At 44.8% G+C, this 288-nt stretch carries 1 protein-coding gene; it reads right to left on the reverse strand.

The annotated features are described in order from the left end of the window. On the reverse strand, positions 1–182 hold a 182-nt coding region (locus AAEZ06_RS27040; protein ID WP_350617148.1), incomplete at its 3' end, for a DUF4422 domain-containing protein. Positions 183–288: the final 106 nt, after the last annotated feature.

Genomic DNA, 288 nt, shown 5'->3' on the forward strand with positions numbered 1-288 from the left:
CCCGTTAGCTCACAAAAGTTTTTGTTTAGATGAGAAATATTGTCTCCAGTGTCGTCGCCCGTAAATCCTAAAGCGGCCGCGCTGGTCGCTCGCCCTACATGTATCGGCATGTAGCCATCGTCATGGGGGAATTCGTAGCTTTTGTGGGCTGCAACCATTATTGAAATATTGTGGTTGATCATAGAGGCTCCACAAAAAAAGCTGGGATCGGATTTTTGGATTCTACTGCCTTAAGAAAGTTTTTTGCGGTATGCAACGCTTCTGCGATAGTAACATCCATGTCTAAAT

Origin of the sequence: Pseudomonas sp. HY7a-MNA-CIBAN-0227 (assembly GCF_040310325.1) — a bacterium.
In the GTDB taxonomy this organism is placed as follows: Bacteria; Pseudomonadota; Gammaproteobacteria; order Pseudomonadales; family Pseudomonadaceae; genus Aquipseudomonas.